Origin of the sequence: Streptomyces sp. NPDC002054, assembly GCF_040296685.1 — a bacterium.
In the GTDB taxonomy this organism is placed as follows: domain Bacteria; phylum Actinomycetota; class Actinomycetes; order Streptomycetales; family Streptomycetaceae; genus Streptomyces.
On the sequence record NZ_JBEOXT010000028.1, the window covers coordinates 81,515 to 97,928 of the forward strand.

Below are 16,414 nucleotides of genomic sequence, written 5' to 3' on the forward strand. Positions count from 1 at the left end.
AGACAACGGATTTCATCGATTACCGGTTGCGGAACAGACGACTCCTCGTGCACAGTGAGGCCGTGGTCAGTCGAAGCGCAGATTCCAGGAACAGACAACCGTCCCCTTCGGTCGATGCTGTGTCCCTGGCGATCATCGAGCAACTGCAGGAGGACGGTCGCCGTCCCTACGCAGCGATCGGCAAGGCCGTGGGCCTCTCCGAGGCAGCCGTACGCCAGCGCGTACAGAAGCTGCTCGACCAGGGCGTCATGCAGATCGTCGCCGTCACCGACCCGCTCACCGTGGGGCTGCGGCGCCAGGCGATGGTCGGCATCAATGTCGAGGGCGACCTCGACCCGGTTGCCGACGCGCTGACCGCCATGGCCGAGTGCGAGTACGTGGTGATGACCGCCGGCTCGTTCGACCTGATGGTGGAGATCGTCTGCGAGGACGACGACCACCTGCTGGAAACGATCAACAAGAAGATCCGCACGCTCCCCGGCGTGCGATCTACCGAAAGCTTCGTTTATCTGAAGCTGAAGAAGCAGACCTACATGTGGGGAACCCGATAACCGTGACCCAGGACCTGTCCAAGACCGCGTACGACCACCTGTGGATGCACTTCACCCGCATGTCCTCGTACGAGAACTCCCCCGTCCCCACCATCGTGCGGGGCGAGGGCACCTACATCTACGACGACAAGGGCAAGCGCTACCTGGACGGTCTCGCCGGACTGTTCGTGGTCAACGCCGGCCACGGCCGCAAGGAGCTCGCCGAGGTCGCCTACAAGCAGGCCCAGGAACTCGCGTTCTTCCCCGTCTGGTCGTACGCGCACCCCAAGGCTGTGGAGCTCGCGGAGCGCCTGGCGGACTACGCCCCCGGCGACCTGAACAAGGTCTTCTTCACCACCGGTGGCGGCGAGGCCGTCGAGACCGCCTGGAAGCTCGCCAAGCAGTACTTCAAGCTGCAGGGCAAGCACACCAAGTACAAGGTCATCTCGCGTGCGGTCGCCTACCACGGCACCCCGCAGGGCGCCCTGTCCATCACCGGCCTGCCGGCCCTGAAGGCCCCCTTCGAGCCGCTGGTCCCCGGTGCCCACAAGGTGCCGAACACCAACATCTACCGCGCCCCGATCCACGGTGACGACCCGGAGGCCTTCGGCCGCTGGGCCGCCGACCAGATCGAGCAGCAGATCCTCTTCGAGGGCCCCGACACCGTCGCGGCCGTCTTCCTGGAGCCGGTGCAGAACGCCGGCGGCTGCTTCCCGCCGCCGCCCGGGTACTTCCAGCGGGTCCGCGAGATCTGCGACCAGTACGACGTGCTGCTCGTCTCGGACGAGACGATCTGCGCCTTCGGCCGCCTCGGCACGATGTTCGCCTGTGACAAGTTCGGCTACGTGCCCGACATGATCACCTGCGCCAAGGGCATGACCTCGGGCTACTCCCCGATCGGTGCCTGCATCGTCTCGGACCGCATCGCCGAGCCGTTCTACAAGGGCGACAACACCTTCCTGCACGGCTACACCTTCGGTGGCCACCCGGTGTCCTCGGCGGTCGCGATCGCCAACCTCGACATCTTCGACAAGGAAGGCCTGAACCAGCACGTGCTGGACCAGGAGGGCAACTTCTTCAACACGCTGAAGAAGCTGCACGACCTGCCGATCGTCGGCGACGTCCGCGGCAACGGCTTCTTCTACGGCATCGAGCTCGTCAAGGACAAGGTCACCAAGGAGTCCTTCACGGACGAGGAGACCGAGCGCGTGCTCTACGGCTTCCTCTCCAAGGCGCTCTTCGAGAACGGCCTGTACTGCCGGGCCGACGACCGTGGCGACCCGGTCATCCAGCTGGCCCCGCCGCTGATCGCCGACCAGGGCACCTTCGACGAGATCGAAGGCATCCTGCGCTCGGTGCTCACCGAGGCGTGGACCAAGCTCTAGTCAGCACGCCGCTCCCGGCGCCCGCACACGGCCCGGATCCTCCGTTCGAGTGAGAACGAGGGGGTCCGGGCCGTGTGCTGTCGGCAGTCAAGACGTTCATCTCTTTACATCTCTGTACGGCGCGAGTGACCGAACGGGCTCCGCTTCGTTCCCCCGGACGGAGGTGTACGCCATGGTGGCTCCACCGGACAATGATGTGCTCTGGGCACGTTCCCTGCACTACTCCCACAGCGGCTCGCCGGGCCTCATCGGTGTTTCCGCCGGTGTCCGCGAGGGCGAGATCCTCGCCGTCACCGGCCCGCGGGGCAGCGGAAAGACCACCCTGCTCCGCTGCCTGTCCGGGCAGTTGGTGCCCGACCAGGGCGAGGTGTGGTTCAACAGCGTGCCCGTGCACACCATGGGCCCGCTGGCCCGGGAGCGGCTGCGCCGGGACCGGTTCGGCTGGATCGGGCCGGAACCCCTGCTGCTGCCCGAGCTGACCGTGTGGGAGAACGCCGCCCTGCCGCTGCTGATCTCCGGCACCCCGCACCGCACCGCCAAGCGCACCGCCCTCGAATGGCTGGACCGGCTCGACATCGGCGCCTTCGCCCGCAAGCGGCCCCGGGCCCTGACCCGGGCCGAGTCCCAGCGCACGGCCCTGGCCCGGGCCCTGGTCCACGAACCCCAGGTGATCTTCGCGGACGAGCCGACCGCACCGCTGCACCGGGCCGAACGCGCCCGGCTGCTCCGCACCCTGACCACCGCCGCCCGGTCCCACTCCATCACCGTGCTGATCGCCACCCAGGACCCGGAGACCGTGGCCGCCGCCGACCGCAGCCTCGAACTCCTCGACGGCCGCACCGCCGGAACCACCACAGCCGCCGGCCCGCCCGGCTCCGACACCCCGGAGGGCCGCGCCGAGTGCTCGCTCTCCGCCTAGCCCGCGGCTCCCGCCCGCTGGTCCAGCTGCGCAGACTGCTGGTCGCCGCCGCCTCGGCCGGCACCGGCTTCCTGCTGCTGGCCGTCCTCGCGGAGGCCACCGCACACCCTGCCGGATCGTTCCCCCGGCTGCTGTGGGCCCTGGTGCCGCTCGCCGTCACCGTGCGGCTCGCCGTCGCGGTGGCCCGGACCGACCCGGCGACCCGGCCCCTGGAGGGGCTGTCCGCGGCCGGGCTGGGACCCGTACGGCTCACTCTGGTCGCGGCGGTCTCCACCGCCGTGGCCTGCACCCTGGGCAGTGTCCTCGCCCTCGCCGTCTTCCTCCATCTGCGCGGCGATGTCACCGGGCTGCCCTTCGACGGGGCCGGGGCCGGGCTGTTGCACGCGGAGCTGCCGCTGCCGGTGGCGGCCTCGCTCACCCTGCTGGCCGTGGTGCCGCTGACCGGTTCGGCCGCCGTCGCACTGGCGCGACCGCGCGCACCGCGTCCTGTGCACGCGAGCCTGCCCTGGGGGGTCGCGCTGACCGCCTGCGGTCTCGCCGTCGAGGCGTACGCCGGCCGGGGCACGGCGGGCGTGCTCGCCGGCTGGTCGCTGACCGCCCTCGGACTGGCCCTGGCCGGGCCCGCGCTCACCTACGCCTGCGGGGCACTGGTCCAGTCGGCCCGCCCCGGTGCCCTGCGGCTGCTCGCCGGCCGCGGGCTCCAGGAGGAGGCCTGCCGGGTCGGCGGCCCGCTCGGCCTGCTCTGTGCGGTGGCCGTCGGCGGGTTCACCGTGCTGGCCCTGCGCGACCGCGGCGGCCTCCCGGTCTCGCTCGGCCCGCTCACCGGCCCGGCCGTCGCCCTGGTGGTCGCCTGCGTCGCGGCCACCCTGCTGACCACGGCCGTCGAGGCCCGGCAGGCCCGGGCGGAGACCCGGCAGACCCTGCGCGGCCTCGGCACCCCGGGCCGGGTGCTGCGCACCGCCGCGACCCTGCGGGCCACCACCCTGCTGGCCGTGTGTGTGCCGCTCAGCTGGGGTGTGGCGCAGCTGACGGCTGCCGCGCTGACCCGCTGAACGGGGTTCACCGTAGGGTGGGCCGGGTGGCACATGCAGACATCGAGATCGAGACGCTCACCGAGTTCGACCAGGTGGTCGCCCGCGGCTCCCTGAGCGGGTACCGGATCCAGTCGGTCAACCTGCTGGAACGTACCTTCGCACTGCTGTCCGCCGACACCTCCTCGGCGGTGTTCCTGGGCTGCCCGATGGAGCCGGACGCGGCGGCGAAGGTCCGGGCGGACGGGGCACTGGTCTTCCCGCCGGTGCCGGACCTGCCCTTCGACCCGTACCGCGGGCTGCTCTACACCCCGGAGGAGCTGTTCACCGGGCTCCGCTCGGGCTACGAGTCCACCGCGGACGCCCGCGCGTACTCCTGGTTCCAGGAGACCAAGGCCGACGGGGACGTCTTCGCGTCGATGCTGCGGGCCATCCACGACGACGCCATCTCCGACGCCCTCGACGAGCGCCTTGCGGGCGCCCGGGTGGTGGGCGTGATGGGCGGCCACGCCATGGCCCGCGGCGCCGCCGACTACCGGGGGGCGGCCGAGCTCGGCCGGGCCCTGGCCCGGACCGGGCTGACGGTGGCCACCGGCGGCGGGCCGGGCGCCATGGAGGCCGCGAACCTCGGGGCCTACCTCGCCCCGGCTCCGGACGGAGCCCTCACCGGGGCACTGGAACTACTGGCCAAGGCTCCCTCGTTCGTACCGTCCGTGTCGGAGTGGGCGCAGGCGGCCTTCGCGGTACGGGAGCGCTGGCCGGCCGGCGGGGACTCGGTGGGCATCCCCACCTGGTTCTACGGGCACGAGCCGCCGAACGCGTTCGCCGGCCACATCGCCAAGTACTTCGCGAACGCCACCCGGGAGGACGGGCTGCTGGCCCGTTCGAACGCGGGGGTGGTGTTCCTGCCGGGCGCGGCCGGCACGGTGCAGGAGATCTTCGACAACGCCACGCCCAACTACTACTCCTCGCGCGGCGAGCCGACCCCGATGGTCCTGGTCAACCGGGCGCACTGGACCGAGCGGCTGCCCGCCTGGCCGTTGCTGCAGGCGCTCGCCGCGGGCCGTGCGATGGAGTCGCGGATCGCGCTGGTGGAGTCGGTGACCGAGGTGCCGGATGCGCTCGCCGCAATGAGTTGACCCGCCTCAGGCAACTTCGGGGGCCTTTCGCACGTCTGGCAGTGGTACGTGGTTTAGCTACCGCAGAACCTGCCAGACGTGAACGGAGCGCTCAGTGCTCATAGGCCTGCTCACCGCCATTGCGGCGTCCATCTGCTACGGCACGGGGTCCGTGCTGCAAGCCGTGGGCTCCCGCCGGGCCGCCCGCGAGAACCCGGCCGATGCGGGGGTGACCGCGCACGGCGGACCGAACCTGTCGTCCACCGCGAAGGCGGCGATGACCTGGGAGTTCATTGTCGGGACCATCCTGGACTTCGTGGGCTTCGGACTGGGCGCGCTGGCGGCCCGGCTGCTGCCGCTGTTCCTGTCCCAGACGGTGATCAGCGCGAACCTGGTGATCACGGCGGTGCTGAGCGTGAAGATGCTGGGGATCCGGCTGACCCGCAAGGAGTGGACCTCCATCGGGGTGGTCTGCACCGCGCTGGTGCTGCTGGCCACCGCCGCGGGCCACGAGGGCAGCGGGCACAGCCCGCGGTCCACCCACTGGTGGCTGCTGGCCGTCACCGTGCTGATCATTGTGGGCGGGACGGTCGCCGTCCGCTTCCTCGGCGCGCGGGCCGCGATCCTCGCCGGTCTGCTCTCCGGGCTGGGCTTCGGTGCGCTGGGCGTGGGCGTCCGCATCCTCGACGGGGTCGACCCCTTCGACCTGGGCGCGCTGCTGGCCGACCCGGCCCTGTACGCGATCCTGATCGCCGGCTCCGGCGGCATGTACCTGCACACGGTGGCCCTGCAGATCGGCTCGGTGAACGGGGCGACGGCCGCGCTGGTGGTCGGCGAGACGGTCCTCCCGGGCGCGATCGGCGTCCTCTGGCTGGGCGACGCCTCCCGGCCCGGCTTCGCCTGGCTGGCCGTCCTGGGCTTCACCCTGGCGGTGACGGGCGCGGTGGCCGTCGCCTGGTTCGGCAAGCACGACCCCGCCCCGGACCCGGCCCCGGCTCCCGAACCGGCCCGGGTCCCGGTGGGCTAGCCGCCGATCGGAGCGGAGGCTAGGGCGCGGGGAGGAAGACCAGGTCCGAGGGGGCGAAGGTCACCGAGACGGCCGCGCCCACCTCCGGCGCCTCCGCCAGCTCGCACTCCGCCTCCAGCTCCGGCCCGGACTCCGGCCGCAGCGTCACCGCCACATGGGTGCCCCGGAACGTCCGGGACTCCACCGTGCAGCGCAGCCCCACCGCCCCCAGCCGCACGCCCGCCGGCCGCACCAGCAGCCGGCACTCCCCCTCCGCCGCACCGGCCGGCACCGGGATCCGGCCCCACGGAGTGTCCGCCGACCCGTCCGACACCCGGGCCGGGACCACGTTCTCGAAGCCCAGGAACCGGGCCACGAACTCGGAGGCAGGCCGCTGCCAGACCTCCAGCGGGGAACCGGCCTGCGCGATCCGGCCGTCCCGCATCACCACCACCCGGTCGGCCAGGGCGAAGGCCTCGCCCTGGTCGTGGGTGACGGCCAGCACGGTGGTGCCCAGCCGGGAGAACAGCGAGCGCAGTTCGACCACCAGCCGCTCCCGCAGCCCCCGGTCCAGCTGGCCCAGCGGCTCGTCCAGCATCAGCAGCCGGGGCGATGGCGCCAGCGCCCGGGCCAGCGCGACCCGCTGCTGTTCGCCTCCGGACAGCGAGGCCACCGCCCGCCGTTCCGCGCCCGGCAGGCCGACCAGGTCCAGGAGTTCGGTGACCCTGGCCTCGCGGGCGCTGCGCGCGGTGCCCTGCATGCGCAGGCCGAACGCGACGTTCCCGCCCACGTCCCGGTGCGGGAAGAGCTGGTGGTCCTGGAACATCAGGCCCACCCCGCGCCGGTGCACCGGGACCCCCAACTGGTCGGCCCCGGCGAGCCGGACCCGGCCCGCGGAGACCGGCTGCAGCCCGGCCACCACCCGCAGCAGGGTGGACTTGCCGCTGCCGCTCGGCCCGAGCACACACACGATCTCGTGCTCGGCCACCTCGAGGTGCACGGCGTCGACCACGGCGCGCTCGCCGAAGCGGACCGAAACATCGTCGAGTTCCAGCATTCCGCGCATCAGAATTCTCCGGAGGTCTTGTCGGACCGCAGCCGCTCCAGCAGGAGCAGGGACGCCGCGCACACCAGCATCAGGATGGTGCTCAGCGCCATCGCCTGGCCGTAGTTGAGCTCGCCCGCCCGTCCGAGCAGCCGGGCCACGGCCACCGGCAGGGTCGGGTTGTCGGGCCGGGCGATGAAGACGGTCGCCCCGAATTCGCCGAGCGAGACGGCGAAGGCGAACCCGGCGGCGATCAGCAGGGCCCGCCGCACCAGCGGCAGGTCCACCTCCCGCCAGGCCCGCCAGGGCGAGGCGCCGAGCACCGCCGCGGCCTCCCGCAGCCGCGCGTCCACCGCCCGCAGCACCGGCAGCATGGTCCGTACGACGAAGGGGACGCCGACCAGGGCCTGGGCCAGCGGCACCAGGATCCACGAGGTCCGCAGGTCCAGCGGCGGCTCGTCCAGGGTGATCAGGAAGCCGAAGCCGACGGTGACCGCGGACACGCCCAGCGGCAGCATCAGCAGCGCGTCGAAGCCCCGTAGGAACGGCCCGGCCCGCCGGGTGAGCGCGGCGGCGGCGAGTCCGCCGATCAGCAGCGCGATGGCGGTGGCGGCCAGCGCGTACTGGAGGGAGTTCCAGATCGCGTCCAGCGGGGGCACCAGGAAGGTCCCGGTGGCGCCGGCGTCCTGCAGGGCCCGGTAGAAGCCGAGGCCGTATCCGCCGGGCACATCGAAGGAGCGTTCCACCAGGACCCCCAGCGGCAGCACGATCAGCAGCGCGATCGTCAGCAGCACCCCGCCGAGCAGCGCCCGCTGGGCGAGCCCGCGCGGCCGGTGCGCCGTACCGGAGGGGTCGACCAGCCGCAGCGCGGTCTCCCGGCGGCGTACGGTCCAGGCGTGGATGCCGAGGATCATGCCGATCGCGGCGAACTGCACCAGGGTCAGCACGGCCGCCGTCGAGAGGTCCAGCAGCTGCGCGGTCTGCCGGTAGACCTCCACCTCCAGGGTGGCGTACGACGGCCCGCCGAGGATCTGTACGACGCCGAAGGAGCTGAAGGTGAACAGGAACACCATCAGCGCGGCGGCCCCCACGGCCGGGGCGAGCGCGGGCAGGGTCACCCGCCGCCAGGCCGCGAACCGGCCGGCCCCGAGCACCCGGGCGGCCTCCTCCTGGCGCGGGTCCAGCTGGGCCCACAGCCCGCCGACGGTGCGGACGACCACGGCGTAGTTGAAGAAGACGTGCGCCAGCAGGATCGCCCAGACGGTGGTGTCCAGCCGCACCCCCCACAGCTCGTCGGTCAGCCCGCCCCGCCCGACCAGGGCCAGGAAGGCGGTGCCGACGACCACGGTGGGCAGCACAAAGGGCACGGTGACCACCGCGCGCAGCAGCTGCTTCCCGGGGAACTCGAAGCGCGCGAACACGTACGCGGCGGGGAGCGCGAGCAGCAGGGTGAGCGCGGTGGAGGCACAGGCCTGCCAGGTGGTGAACCAGAGCACGCCCGCGATGTCGGGCCGGCTGAGCACCTCGGCGATCTGCCCGAACTGCCAGCCGCTGTCGGTCTTGAGCCCGCGGCCCACGATGGAGGCGACGGGCCAGCCGAAGAACAGCGCGAAGAACGCGAGGGGCACGGCCATCAGGGCGAGCCTGACGGCCGTGCCGTTGCGCCGGAGCTGCTGCCGGTGACTCACGCGGCCCTCGCGGCTCACGCGGTTCTCGCGCTTCTCGCTGTCTACTTCACGACGAGCGAGGTCCACGACTTGACCCACTGCTCACGGTTCTTGGCGATCGTGTCCGGAGCGACCGTCTCCGGCTTCTCGATGACCACGCCGTGCTTGGTGAAGATCTCCGGCAGCTTCGCGTCCTTGACCACCGGGTTCACGAACATGTTCAGCGGCATGTCCTCCTGGAACCCCTTGGTGATCAGGAAGTCCAGCAGGGCCTTGCCGCCCGCTTCGTTCTTGGCGCCCTTGAGCAGGCCCGCGAACTCGACCTGGCGGAAGCAGGTGCCGGTGGCGACGCCCGTCGGGGCCTCGGCCGGCTGCGGCTCGGCGTACAGCACCTCGACCGGCGGGCTGGAGGCGTAGGAGACGACCAGCGGCCGGTCCCCCTTGGCCTTCTTGCCGCCCGCGGAGCCGGAGAACCGCTCGTTGTAGGCCTGCTCCCAGCCGTCAACGACCTCTACCCCGTTGGCCTTGAGCTTGCTCCAGTAGTCCTCCCAGCCCTGCTCGCCGTACTTGCCGACGGTGGCGAGCAGGAAGCCGAGGCCCGGGGAGGAGGTCGCGGCGTTCTCCGCGACCAGGAGGTTCTTGTACTCGGGCTTGATCAGGTCGTCCAGCGTCTGCGGCGGGGCGAGCTTCTTGTCCGCGAAGTATTTCTTGTCGTAGTTGATGCAGATGTCGGCGGTGTCGATCGGGGTGACCCGGTGCTCCTTGTCGAGCTGGTAGGCCGCACCGACCCCGGCCAGGCCCTTGGCCTCGTACGGGGTGAAGATCCCGTTGTCGAGGGCGCGGGACAGCAGGGTGTTGTCGACGCCGAAGAAGACGTCGCCGCGGGGCTTGCCCTTGGTGAGGATCTCCTGGTTGAGGGCGGCACCCGCGTCCCCGCTCTTGACCACCTTGACCGTGTAGCCGGTCTGCTTCTCGAACTCCTTCAGGATCGCGTCGGAGGCGTTGAAGGAGTCGTGGCCGACGAGGGTGACGGTCTTCGACTTCGGCTCACCGCTCGCGGCGGCGCCCTTGTCCTTGGTGTCGCCGTTGCCACAGGCGGCCAGCGTGCCGACGCCGAGCGCGACGGCGAGCGCGGTGCCCGCGATCTTCTTGGTGGTGCTCACGGAACATTCCTCCTGGAGTGACCAGGAGAAGACGCGGCCCTGCCCCGGGCGCTCGCAAGGAGCGGGAGGCCCGGGGCAGGGCGCAACAGCTTGAGGTGGTGACCGAACTTCCTACCCAGAATGACCTGGGCGAGGTTCTGAGGGTCTGCGGTTGACGGACCGCACTCTCAGCGCTGTGGCGCTCCCCTGTCGGAATATGCAGATGTACGGGGGCAGCCTACCGCTCGCTCGCGGCGAGCTGGCCGCAGGCACCGTCGATCTCCTGGCCACGGGTGTCACGAACGGTCACCGGCACCCCGTGGTTGGCGATGGCCTGGACAAAGGCGCGCTCGTCCTCGGGGCGGGAGGCGGTCCACTTGGAGCCCGGGGTCGGGTTCAGCGGAATCAGGTTGACGTGTACGCGCTTGCCCTTGAGCAGCCGGCCCAGCAGGTCGCCACGCCAGGCCTGGTCGTTGATGTCGCGGATCAGGGCGTACTCGATGGAGATGCGGCGGCCGGACTTCTCGGCGTACTCCCAGGCCGCGTCCAGCACCTCGCGGACCTTCCAGCGGGTGTTCACCGGCACCAGGGTGTCGCGCAGCTCGTCGTCGGGCGCGTGCAGCGAGACGGCGAGACGGCACTTGAAGCCCTCGTCGGCGAACCGGAGCATGGCCGGGACCAGGCCGACGGTGGAGACGGTGATGCCGCGCTGGGAGAGGCCGAGGCCGTCGGGCTCGGGGTCGGTGAGCCGGCGGATGGCGCCGACCACCCGCTTGTAGTTGGCGAGCGGCTCGCCCATGCCCATGAAGACGATGTTGGAGAGGCGGGCCGGGCCGCCGGGAACCTCGCCGTCGCGCAGGGCGCGCATGCCGTCGACGATCTGGTGGACGATCTCCGCGGTGGACAGGTTGCGGTCCAGGCCGGCCTGGCCGGTGGCACAGAACGGGCAGTTCATGCCGCAGCCGGCCTGCGAGGAGATGCACATGGTGACCCGGTCCGGGTAGCGCATCAGGACGGACTCCACCAGGGTGCCGTCGTGGAGCTTCCACAGGGTCTTGCGGGTGGTGTCGTCGTCGCAGGAGATGTGCCGGATCACGGACATCAGGTCGGGGAGCAGCTCCTCGCGGAGCTTCTCGCGGGACGCGGCCGGGATGTCGGTCCACTCCGCCGGGTCGTGCGCGTACCGGGCGAAGTAGTGCTGGGAGAGCTGCTTGGCGCGGAACGGCTTCTCCCCGATCGCGGCGACCGCCTCGCGCCGCTCGGCGGGGGTGAGGTCGGCCAGGTGCCGCGGGGGCTTCTTCGCCCCGCGGGGTGCGACGAAGGTGAGCTCACCGGGAACGGGACGGGGGGCCATGAGATGTTCTCCTCAGTACGACGAGGCCTGGGCGCGTCTCCGCCGGGGGCGGAGCGGACTGGTGGCTCGACCGGAGCCAGGAGACCTCACGGGGGTCCGTCCCCGAAGGTTCGGAACGGAAAAGGCGCGCCACTCGAAAGTGGCGCGCCTTTCAGGATACGCGTCCGCCGCGCGGCCGTGCCGCGCGCGCCGGATCAGCCGGTGCCGTGCGGCTCAGCCGGTGCCGACGAAGACCGCGAGCAGCAGCCAGACCACCGGGGCGGTCGGCAGGAGCGAGTCCAGCCGGTCCATGATGCCGCCATGGCCGGGCAGGAGCGTGCCCATGTCCTTGATGCCCAGGTCCCGCTTGATCATCGACTCGCCCAGGTCGCCCAGGGTGGCGCTGACCGCGACCAGCAGGCCCAGGACCAGGCCCTGCCACCAGCTTCCGCCGTCGATCAGGAACTGCATGCACAGCGCGCCCGCCACCATGGCGAAGGCGATCGCGCCGAACAGGCCCTCGCGGGTCTTGCCGGGGCTGATCCGCGGGGCGAGCTTGTGCTTGCCGAAGCGCCAGCCGACCGCGTAGGCCCCGGTGTCGCTGACCACGGTGAGTACCAGGAAGGTGATCACCCGCTGCGCGCCGTCGTCGGCTGCGAGGAGCATGGCGACGAAGGTGGCCAGGAAGGGCACGTAGAACGCCGCGAAGACGCCGGCCGTGACGTCCTTGAGGTAGTCCTCGGGCGGTTCTGTCATCCGCCACACCAGCACCGCCAGCGAGGTCAGCGCCATGGCGATCCAGGCGCCCTCGGCGCCCCGGACGTACCCGGCGATGACCATGGCGGCGCCGCCGACGGCGAGCGGGACCAGCGGTGCCTTGATGCCCTTGCGTTCCTGCAGCCGGGTGGTCAGCTCCCAGAGGCCGACGACCACGGCGACGACGACGACGCCGACGAAGACCGCCTTGACGATCAGCAGCGAGGCGAAGATGACCGCTCCGAGGCCGACACCGACCCCTATGGCGGCACGCAGGTCGCGCCCGGCGCGCTTCTTGGGCGGCGGCGGGGGCTCCTGCGGGGCCTGTGGGGGTGGCGTGGCCATGGGCTCCTGCGGCGGCATGTCGGCGCGGAACGGGGGGCCGTCCGGAAGGACGGCCCCCCGATCATATGCGGGACCTGCCGGAACCGGCTCCGCCTCCCAGGGAGAGTCGTTCATCAGACCTCGAGGAGCTCGGCTTCCTTGTGCTTGAGCAGCTCGTCCACCTGTGCGACGTACTTCGCGGTGGTGTCGTCGAGCTCCTTCTCCGCGCGGCGCACCTCGTCCTCGCCGGACTCCTTGTCCTTGACGAGCTTGTCGAGGGAGTCCTTCGCCTTGCGGCGGACGGAACGGATGGAGACCTTGGAGTCCTCGGCCTTGGTGCGCGCGACCTTGATGTATTCCTTGCGGCGGTCCTGCGTCAGCTCCGGGAAGGTCACCCGGATGATGTTGCCGTCGTTGCTGGGGTTGACACCCAGGTCGGAGTCGCGGATGGCCTGCTCGATGTTGCGCAGCGCGCTCTTGTCGAACGGGGTCACGATGGCCATGCGCGGCTCGGGCACCGAGAACGAGGCGAGCTGGTTGATGGGGGTGATGGCACCGTAGTAGTCCGCCACGATCTTGTTGAACATCGCCGGGTGCGCACGGCCGGTGCGGATCGCGGCGAAGTCCTCTTTGGCGACCACGACGGCCTTCTCCATCTTCTCCTCGGCCTCGAGGAGGATTTCTTCGATCACCACGTGCTCCTGCATGTCAGATATGGATGGTTCAGGCGGGCGGCCGGCTGCCGGCCGGCAGAGCGCTCAGGCCCGGGTGCCCTGGTCGCTCACGAGCGTCCCGATCTTCTCACCCTTGACGGCGCGGGCGATATTGCCCTCGGTCAGGAGCTCGAACACGAGGATCGGCAGCTTGTTGTCACGGCACAGCGTGATCGCGGTGGCGTCGGCGACCTTGAGGTCGCGGGAGAGCACCTCGCCGTACTCGAGCGCGTCGAACTTGACGGCGTCCGGGTTGGTCTTCGGGTCGGAGTCGTAGACCCCGTCCACGCCGTTCTTGCCCATGAGCAGGGCCTCGGCGTCGATTTCCAGCGCACGCTGAGCGGCGGTGGTGTCGGTGGAGAAGTAGGGCATGCCCATGCCGGCGCCGAAGATCACGACGCGGCCCTTCTCCAGGTGCCGTACGGCCCGCAGCGGGATGTACGGCTCCGCGACCTGGCCCATGGTGATGGCGGTCTGGACGCGGGAGTCGATGCCTTCCTTCTCCAGGAAGTCCTGGAGGGCGAGGCAGTTCATAACGGTGCCGAGCATGCCCATGTAGTCGGAGCGGGCCCGGTCCATGCCGCGCTGCTGCAGCTCGGCGCCGCGGAAGAAGTTGCCGCCGCCGATGACGATCGCGATCTCCGCGCCGTCGCGGACCACCGCGGCGATCTCGCGCGCGATGGCGTGGACGACGTCGGGATCGACACCGAGCCCGCCGCCGCCGGAGAAGGCCTCGCCCGACAGCTTCAGCATGAAGCGGCGGCCCTTCTTGTCGTGGTCGCTCTTGTCGTCGGAAGCGGTGTGGGGGTCCACGCCCTGATTCATGGAGATCTCCTCGTGCACATACGAAGAAGGCCATTGCCGTTGGGTCCTTGCGGTTCCCTCTGCGGCAATGGCCTCCTCGTCAGATCTGCGGTCGTCCTGCGCGAGCGCGGACGACTGCCTCAGACCCTACCGGGGTCCGGTGTCCGTCGCGGTACGGACGGACTCAGATGCCGACCTTGATGCGGGTGAAGCGCTTCAGGGTGACACCGGCCTCGTCCAGGAGCTGCTGGACGGACTTCTTCTGGTCCAGCGCGTACGGCTGGCCCAGCAGGGTGGCGTCCTTGAAGAACGCGTTCACGCGGCCCTCGACGATCTTCGGGAGCGCGGCCTCGGGCTTGCCCTCGGCGCGGGTGGTCTCCTCGGCGACGCGACGCTCGGACTCGACGACCTCGGCCGGGACATCCTCACGGGTGAGGTACTTCGGCGCGAAGGCGGCGATGTGCTGCGCGATGCCCTTGGCGAGCTCGGCGTTCTCCTTGTCGAACTCGACGAGAACACCGATCTGCGGGGGCAGGTCGGGCATGGTGCGGTGCATGTACGCGGAGACGTAACCGTCGGTGTACTGCGCGAAGCGGTCCAGGACGATCTTCTCGCCGAGGAGGGCGTTGGCCTCGTCGACGAACGCCTGCACGGTCTTGCCGGCCTCGATCTCGGAGGCGAGCAGCGCCTCGAGGTCGGCCGGGGAGGTCTTGGCGACGTGCTCGGCGAGCGTGGCGGCGACGTCCTGGAACTTCTGGCCCTTGGCGACGAAGTCCGTCTCGCACTTCAGCTCGACCAGGACACCGGAGGTGTTGTCGTCGGCGATGAGGGAGACGACGGCACCGTTCTCGGCAGAACGGCCCTCGCGCTTGGCGACGCCCTTCTGACCCTTGATGCGCAGCGCTTCCTGGGCCTTCTCGACGTCGCCGTCGGCCTCCTCGAGCGCCTTCTTGCAGTCCATCATGCCGACGCCGGTGAGCTCGCGGAGCTTCTTGACGTCAGCGGCGGTGTAGTTCGCCATGAGTCTGTGATTCTCTCTCGAAGTCGTAGATCTACGGGTGAACGGCGGGGGGCGGTGCTTTTGGCACCGTCCCCCGTCGTCATCGTCCGTGCTGTGAGTGCCCTGGGAGTGAACTCAGGGCGCTCTCAGTGGGTCAGGCCTGCTCGGCCTCGGCGGCCGGAGCCTCGGCCTCGACGGCCTCGGCGGCGGGGGCCTCAGCGGCAACCTCGGCCGGAGCCTCGGCGTCGTCGGCCTTCTTCTCGCCCTCGAGCAGGTCGCGCTCCCACTCGGCGAGCGGCTCGGCGGCGGCCTTGTCGCCCGGCTTCGAGTCACCGGTCGCAGCGCCGGAGCGGGCGATGAGGCCCTCGGCGACGGCGTCGGCGATCACGCGGGTGAGCAGGGTGACGGAGCGGATCGCGTCGTCGTTGCCCGGGATCTTGTAGTCGACCTCGTCGGGGTCGCAGTTGGTGTCGAGGATCGCGACGACCGGGATGTGGAGCTTGCGCGCCTCACCGACGGCGATGTGCTCCTTCTTGGTGTCGACGATCCAGACGGCGCTGGGAACCTTCGACATCTCGCGGATACCACCGAGGGTCTTCTCCAGCTTGGCCTTCTCGCGGGAGAGGACCAGGAGCTCCTTCTTGGTGAGGCCAGAGGCGGCCACATCCTCGAAGTCGATCGCCTCAAGCTCCTTCAGACGCTGAAGGCGCTTGTAGACGGTGGAGAAGTTGGTGAGCATGCCGCCCAGCCAGCGCTGGTTGACGTAGGGCATGCCGACGCGGGTCGCCTGCTCGGCGATCGCCTCCTGCGCCTGCTTCTTGGTGCCGACGAACATGATGGAGCCGCCGTGCGCGACGGTCTCCTTGACGAACTCGTAGGCGCGGTCGATGTACGACAGCGACTGGAGCAGGTCGATGATGTAGATGCCGTTGCGCTCGGTGAAGATGAAGCGCTTCATCTTCGGGTTCCAGCGACGGGTCTGGTGACCGAAGTGGACGCCGCTTTCCAGCAGCTCCCGCATCGTGACGACGGCCATGGCCGTATCTCCTTGAATTCTCGGTTGCATCCTGACGCCCCGCCGCGTCCTGCCCCCGGGAGGGGACCGAGAGACGCTGTCACCTGTGCCGTTTCCGGCCGGTGCTGGGGCGTGCGAAGTCGACCCGGTGACCCGGATCGCCACAAGAAGTGTACGGGACCCGGTGCCGTGCCGGGTGACGTCCCTGTCCACAGCGGCCCGGCTGTCCACAGGCCCGGACACGGCGGCCGGTTCCCGCGGGACCCTGGCGTGCATGACCGGACTGCTGCTCGCCCTGTTACTGACCCTGCTCCCGGCTCCCGCGCCGTCGTACGTGCGCCCGCTGCCCGCGCCGCTGGACGTGGTGCGCTGGTGGGATCCGCCGCCCACGCCGTACGCGGCCGGGCACCGCGGGGTGGACCTGGCGGCCCCGGTGGGGGCCGGGGTGCGGGCGGTGGGTCCGGGGCGGGTGCATTACGCCGGACAGGTGGCGGGCCGCGGGGTGCTCTCCCTCACCCTCCCGGGTGGGCTGCGCACCACGTACGAGCCGGTCCGGCCGCTGGTCGCGGTGGGCGAGGAAGTGCGGGCCGGCCAGCCGGTGGCCGTGCTGACCGCGGGCAGCCACT

Annotated in this window: 15 protein-coding genes and 1 pseudogene; 7 read left to right on the plus strand and 9 right to left on the minus strand. The window is 70.8% G+C overall.

Features of this window, described 5'->3' with window-relative positions; translation table 11 throughout:
* Positions 1 to 47: 47 nt before the first annotated feature.
* The 6 genes from ABT123_RS24645 to ABT123_RS24670 all read left to right on the plus strand — a co-directional run bounded on the left by ABT123_RS24645 (position 48) and on the right by ABT123_RS24670 (position 6,010).
* Positions 48 to 551 (plus strand): Lrp/AsnC family transcriptional regulator, encoded by a 504-nt coding sequence (locus tag ABT123_RS24645; protein WP_351318353.1) that lies wholly within the window; start codon positions 48 to 50, stop codon positions 549 to 551.
* Positions 536 to 1,915 (plus strand): aspartate aminotransferase family protein, encoded by a 1,380-nt coding sequence (locus ABT123_RS24650; protein ID WP_351318355.1) that lies wholly within the window; start codon positions 536 to 538, stop codon positions 1,913 to 1,915. The genes ABT123_RS24645 and ABT123_RS24650 overlap by 16 nt, the downstream gene beginning before the upstream one ends.
* A 172-nt stretch (positions 1,916 to 2,087) precedes the next feature.
* Positions 2,088 to 2,834, plus strand: coding sequence for an ABC transporter ATP-binding protein (locus ABT123_RS24655; protein ID WP_351318357.1), 747 nt, complete (start codon positions 2,088 to 2,090; stop codon positions 2,832 to 2,834).
* The gene (locus ABT123_RS24660) at positions 2,816 to 3,886 is read left to right on the plus strand and encodes a hypothetical protein (RefSeq protein ID WP_351318359.1); all 1,071 of its coding nucleotides are present in this window, start codon (positions 2,816 to 2,818) and stop codon (positions 3,884 to 3,886) included. Before ABT123_RS24655 ends, ABT123_RS24660 begins: the two co-directional genes overlap by 19 nt.
* A gap of 26 nt (positions 3,887 to 3,912) precedes the next feature.
* Positions 3,913 to 5,004 carry an LOG family protein gene (locus ABT123_RS24665; protein WP_351318361.1) on the plus strand — a complete coding sequence of 364 codons (1,092 nt, stop codon included), beginning with the start codon at positions 3,913 to 3,915 and terminating at the stop codon, positions 5,002 to 5,004.
* A 94-nt stretch (positions 5,005 to 5,098) separates the two neighbouring features.
* Positions 5,099 to 6,010 carry a DMT family protein gene (locus ABT123_RS24670; RefSeq protein ID WP_351318363.1) on the plus strand — a complete coding sequence of 304 codons (912 nt, stop codon included), beginning with the start codon at positions 5,099 to 5,101 and terminating at the stop codon, positions 6,008 to 6,010.
* Positions 6,011 to 6,029: 19 nt separating this feature from the next.
* Here the strand turns inward: ABT123_RS24670 and ABT123_RS24675 are convergent, their stop codons facing one another.
* The 9 genes from ABT123_RS24675 to rpsB form a co-directional block, all read right to left on the minus strand.
* Positions 6,030 to 7,046 (minus strand): ABC transporter ATP-binding protein, encoded by a 1,017-nt coding sequence (locus tag ABT123_RS24675; protein WP_351318430.1) that lies wholly within the window; start codon positions 7,044 to 7,046, stop codon positions 6,030 to 6,032.
* A gap of 8 nt (positions 7,047 to 7,054) precedes the next feature.
* Entirely contained in the window at positions 7,055 to 8,668 is a 1,614-nt protein-coding gene (locus tag ABT123_RS24680; protein WP_351318432.1) for an ABC transporter permease, read from the minus strand.
* 95 nt (positions 8,669 to 8,763) lie between these two features.
* Positions 8,764 to 9,864 (minus strand): thiamine ABC transporter substrate-binding protein, encoded by a 1,101-nt coding sequence (locus ABT123_RS24685; RefSeq protein WP_351318365.1) that lies wholly within the window; start codon positions 9,862 to 9,864, stop codon positions 8,764 to 8,766.
* 217 nt (positions 9,865 to 10,081) lie between these two features.
* Positions 10,082 to 11,197, minus strand: a complete 1,116-nt coding sequence (gene rlmN / locus ABT123_RS24690) for a dual-specificity RNA methyltransferase RlmN (protein WP_351318367.1) — start codon at positions 11,195 to 11,197, stop codon at positions 10,082 to 10,084.
* Positions 11,198 to 11,410: 213 nt separating this feature from the next.
* On the minus strand, positions 11,411 to 12,391 hold the full coding sequence (locus ABT123_RS24695) for a phosphatidate cytidylyltransferase (protein ID WP_351318369.1): 981 nt from the start codon (positions 12,389 to 12,391) through the stop codon (positions 11,411 to 11,413).
* Entirely contained in the window at positions 12,391 to 12,948 is a 558-nt protein-coding gene (gene frr / locus ABT123_RS24700; protein WP_351318434.1) for a ribosome recycling factor, read from the minus strand. The genes ABT123_RS24695 and frr overlap by 1 nt, the downstream gene beginning before the upstream one ends.
* 66 nt (positions 12,949 to 13,014) lie before the next feature.
* Positions 13,015 to 13,794, minus strand: coding sequence for a UMP kinase (pyrH, locus tag ABT123_RS24705; RefSeq protein WP_351318371.1), 780 nt, complete (start codon positions 13,792 to 13,794; stop codon positions 13,015 to 13,017).
* A gap of 163 nt (positions 13,795 to 13,957) precedes the next feature.
* Positions 13,958 to 14,794, minus strand: coding sequence for a translation elongation factor Ts (gene tsf / locus ABT123_RS24710; protein WP_351318373.1), 837 nt, complete (start codon positions 14,792 to 14,794; stop codon positions 13,958 to 13,960).
* A gap of 133 nt (positions 14,795 to 14,927) precedes the next feature.
* Positions 14,928 to 15,809 carry a 30S ribosomal protein S2 gene (rpsB, locus tag ABT123_RS24715; RefSeq protein ID WP_351318375.1) on the minus strand — a complete coding sequence of 294 codons (882 nt, stop codon included), beginning with the start codon at positions 15,807 to 15,809 and terminating at the stop codon, positions 14,928 to 14,930.
* A gap of 253 nt (positions 15,810 to 16,062) precedes the next feature.
* On the opposite strand from rpsB, the pseudogene ABT123_RS24720 reads away from it, so the two are divergent.
* Positions 16,063 to 16,410, plus strand: a pseudogene (locus ABT123_RS24720) (peptidoglycan DD-metalloendopeptidase family protein); the annotation flags it as partial.
* Between the last annotated feature and the right edge of the window lie 4 nt (positions 16,411 to 16,414).

What these genes read in the sequence shown, in the direction of transcription:
- ABT123_RS24655 (WP_351318357.1), top strand. Translation starts at nt 2,088, where the DNA reads ATGGTGGCTCCACCGGACAATGATGTGCTCTGGGCACGTTCCCTGCAC.
- rpsB (WP_351318375.1), bottom strand. Translation starts at nt 15,809, where the DNA reads ATGGCCGTCGTCACGATGCGGGAGCTGCTGGAAAGCGGCGTCCACTTC.
- tsf (WP_351318373.1), bottom strand. Translation starts at nt 14,794, where the DNA reads ATGGCGAACTACACCGCCGCTGACGTCAAGAAGCTCCGCGAGCTCACC.
- rlmN (WP_351318367.1), bottom strand. Translation starts at nt 11,197, where the DNA reads ATGGCCCCCCGTCCCGTTCCCGGTGAGCTCACCTTCGTCGCACCCCGC.
- ABT123_RS24680 (WP_351318432.1), bottom strand. Translation starts at nt 8,668, where the DNA reads ATGGCCGTGCCCCTCGCGTTCTTCGCGCTGTTCTTCGGCTGGCCCGTC.
- ABT123_RS24675 (WP_351318430.1), bottom strand. Translation starts at nt 7,046, where the DNA reads ATGCTGGAACTCGACGATGTTTCGGTCCGCTTCGGCGAGCGCGCCGTG.
- ABT123_RS24695 (WP_351318369.1), bottom strand. Translation starts at nt 12,391, where the DNA reads ATGAACGACTCTCCCTGGGAGGCGGAGCCGGTTCCGGCAGGTCCCGCA.
- pyrH (WP_351318371.1), bottom strand. Translation starts at nt 13,794, where the DNA reads ATGAATCAGGGCGTGGACCCCCACACCGCTTCCGACGACAAGAGCGAC.